Origin of the sequence: Mesorhizobium sp. M1A.F.Ca.IN.020.06.1.1, from assembly GCF_004023265.1 — a bacterium.
Taxonomy (GTDB): Bacteria; Pseudomonadota; Alphaproteobacteria; order Rhizobiales; family Rhizobiaceae; genus Mesorhizobium.
On sequence record NZ_RZSR01000715.1, the window covers coordinates 1 to 3,169 of the forward strand.

Sequence of the window (3,169 nt, forward strand, 5' to 3'; positions counted from 1 at the left end):
CGGCAGAGACCTGGAACAGTGCGCTCTGGAGCGCCTGGAGCGCAGTGGAAGCCGCCGAAGCCGTGATGGCCGGCGCGACGGCGGCTTACGCGCTCTGCCGCCCGCCTGGCCATCACGCCTTTGCCGACGTGGCGGGCGGCTTCTGCTTCATCAACAATTCGGCGGTCGCCGCGCAGGTGCTGAGAAAGGACGCGGGACGCGTCGCCATACTCGATGTCGACCTGCATCACGGCAACGGCACGCAGGGAATCTTTTACGCCCGGCCGGATGTTCTGACCGTCTCGCTGCATGCCGATCCGGTGCGCTTCTATCCCTTCTTCTGGGGCCATGCCGACGAGCGCGGCGAAGGGGCGGGCCTCGGCTACAACCTCAACCTGCCGCTGCCGCGCAAATCCGGCGACGCGGCATTTCTGGAAGGGCTGAAAACAGCCTTCCGGCGCATCCGCGCCTTCGCGCCGGAAGCGCTGGTTGTCGCGCTCGGGCTCGACGCATTCGAAGGCGATCCATTCGGAGGCCTTTCGGTGACGACGCCCGGCTTCGCGCGCGTCGGCGAGGCGATCGCCGGCCTTGGCCTGCCGACGGTCATCGTCCAGGAGGGCGGCTACCTCTGCGATGCGCTCGGCGACAACCTCACCGCTTTCCTGACCGGCTTTGGCGGGAAGAAAGGATAGTTCAGGCGCGCTGCTGCCTCAGCATTGCAATGACGCGATGTACGCTTTCCAGCGTCTCGTCGATATCTGCGGCTGTGTTGTAATGCGCGATGCCGATGCGCACGACGCCCTGCTCCGGCGGAATGCCGAGTTGGTGGACGATCTCCCATGCATAGTTGTGGCCGGACCACAGGAAGATGTTCTCGGCATTCATCTGTCGCACGATCGTTTCCGGCGCGATGCCCTCTACCGTGAAGGAAATTGTCGGCACGCGATCGCCGAAACATTCCGGGTCGGTGATGCCGCGGATGGTCAATCCCTCGATGTTCGACAGGCCCTCGATCAACTGCCGGGCGAGCGTATTCTCGTAAGCGATCGACACTTCGAAGGCTCTCGCTATCCGCTGCCGCCGCGAACCGCCCTCGCCGGCTGCGGCGCCGAGATCGGCGAAGTAGTCGACCGCTGCGGTCAACCCAGCCATCAGCTCGATCTGCGGCGTGCCGAGCTCGAACCTTTCCGGCAGGTGGTTGGACGAGCAGCGGCATTTGTAGGGCTTCAGCGCATCGATGACGTCGCGGCGGCCCCACAATATACCCATATGCGGCCCGAAGAATTTATAGGCCGAGCAGACCAGGAAATCGCAGCCCAGCGCCTGAACGTCGATCAGCCCGTGCGGCGCGAATTGCACCGCGTCGACATAGACCAGCGCCCCGGCCTGCTTGGCGAGTGCCGTCAGCTCGCTCACGCGGTTGATCGAGCCGGTGAGGTTCGAGGCATAGTTCAGCGCCACAAGCCGCGTCCTTTCCGAAAGCAGCGCCTTCAGCCGCGCTTCCTCGACCTGCCAGCTCTTGTCGTCGAAGGGCAGGAAACGCACGACAAGGCCGAGATCCTCTGCAAGCTGCAGCCAGGGCGAGACATTGCCCTCGTGGTCCATGCGCGTGAGGATGATCTCGTCGCCCGGCTTCATCGTCCGGCCGAGTGTGCGCGACATGTGGTAGGTCAGCGTCGTCATATTGGCGCCGATGATGATTTCCTCGACGCTTGCCGCACCGAGAAAATCGGCCATCGCCGCATGCGCATCATCGACCACCTGCTGCGCCGCGACCGTCGTTTCGAAGAAGCCGCCGAGGTTGGCGTTTGTCGTTAGCAGGCAGCGCGAGACCGCATCCGCCACCGCCTGCGGCACCTGGGTTCCGGCGGGATTGTCGAGATAGATGCGACGGCGGCCCTTGTCGGTCAGCGAAAGTGCTGGAAACCGTCCGCGCACGAGCTCTATCGGAAAATCTGCCATCGCCTCCATCCCTTCGTCCTTCTCAATGATTTCCAGTCACGGGCAAGGGTTGCCGACGCGCTGGTGGATGGCATCGACCGCCTTCTGCATCTCCTCCGTCCAGCGGACCTCGACCGAAGACAGCGCCATGTCGAGCTGCGCGACGCTGGTGGCGCCGACGATATTCGCGGTCACAAAAGGCCGGCTCGTCACATAGGCGTTGGCGAAGAGCGCCGGCTCCATGCCGAAAGAGCGCGCCAGCTCGCTGTATTGGAGCAGCACTTCCGCCGCATTCGGCGTCTCGTAGCGCTGGCCGCGATTGAAGAGCTGCGTGCGAGAGCCTTGCGGCCGCGCGCCGTGATCATATTTGCCGGTGAGGTAGCCCTGCGCCAGCGGAGAATAAGGTAGAAACGCGATCTCTTCGCGTTGGCAGACTTCGGCCAGGTTCACCTCGAAGGTGCGGTTGACGAGATTGTAGGCGTTCTGCAGCGAGGCGACGCGCGGGCCGACGCCCTTGTCGGACTCGGCCAGGAAACGCATGACGCCCCACGAGCTTTCGTTCGACAGGCCTAAATGGCGTATTTTTCCCGCCTTCACCAGTTCCTCGAAGACAGCTAGCGTCTCGGCGATCGGCGTCTCGTCCGCCGGCGCTCCGACAGCATCGGCCCGCCGCGCTACCACCCCGACCCGCGTCGGGTTCGAACCCCACGGAATGTCCCGGTCCGGCCAATGAATCTGGTAGAGATCGATGTAATCGGTGCGGAGCTTGGCGAGCGACTTCTCGACCGCATCGAAAATGTCGGCGCGCACAAGCTTCGATGGCCGGTCGCCGCGAAACCAGGCGTTGGCCGTGCGGCCGACCACTTTCGAGGCGATGATGACCTTGTCGCGGTTGCCCATGGTCTTCATCCAACTGCCGATGATCCTCTCGGTCCACCCTTGCGTCTCGGCTTTGGGCGGGATCGGGTAAAGCTCGGCGGTGTCGATGAAATTTACGCCGCGCGAGAAGGCCAGATCCATCTGCGCATGGCCTTCGGCCTCGGTGTTCTGCTGGCCCCACGTCATCGAACCGAGGCAGATTTGCGAAACAAGGAGGTCTGTCCGACCGAGGCGGCGTTTTTGCATGAAATGTCTCCGGCGGGAGGTGGCGCGCGGCTGCGCGGGGAGGAATTCAAGCATAAGGCATAGGCCGGATTTTCTCCAAGCCGGTCCTGGCGACTTTTGCGTGAATTCGGAAACCGGTTAGCGT

The 3,169-nt window shown here is 63.6% G+C and carries 3 protein-coding genes; 1 reads left to right on the forward strand and 2 read right to left on the reverse strand.

Annotated features, from left to right (window positions below):
* On the forward strand, window positions 1-671 hold a 671-nt coding region (locus EOA60_RS25605; protein WP_164899523.1), incomplete at its 5' end, for a histone deacetylase family protein.
* 1 nt (window position 672) lies between these two features.
* Here EOA60_RS25605 and EOA60_RS25610 read toward each other — a convergent pair.
* Together EOA60_RS25610 and EOA60_RS25615 are read right to left on the reverse strand one after the other, a co-directional pair.
* Complete coding sequence (locus tag EOA60_RS25610; protein ID WP_095825346.1) at window positions 673-1,941, reverse strand: cysteine desulfurase-like protein; 1,269 nt, start codon at window positions 1,939-1,941, stop codon at window positions 673-675.
* A 36-nt stretch (window positions 1,942-1,977) separates the two neighbouring features.
* Window positions 1,978-3,045 (reverse strand): aldo/keto reductase, encoded by a 1,068-nt coding sequence (locus tag EOA60_RS25615; protein WP_095825345.1) that lies wholly within the window; start codon window positions 3,043-3,045, stop codon window positions 1,978-1,980.
* Window positions 3,046-3,169 lie beyond the last annotated feature (124 nt).

Bases quoted from the DNA above. Each gene is read 5' to 3' on its own strand.
- EOA60_RS25610 (WP_095825346.1), bottom strand. From the start codon at position 1,941: ATGGCAGATTTTCCGATAGAGCTCGTGCGCGGACGGTTTCCAGCACTT.
- EOA60_RS25615 (WP_095825345.1), bottom strand. From the start codon at position 3,045: ATGCAAAAACGCCGCCTCGGTCGGACAGACCTCCTTGTTTCGCAAATC.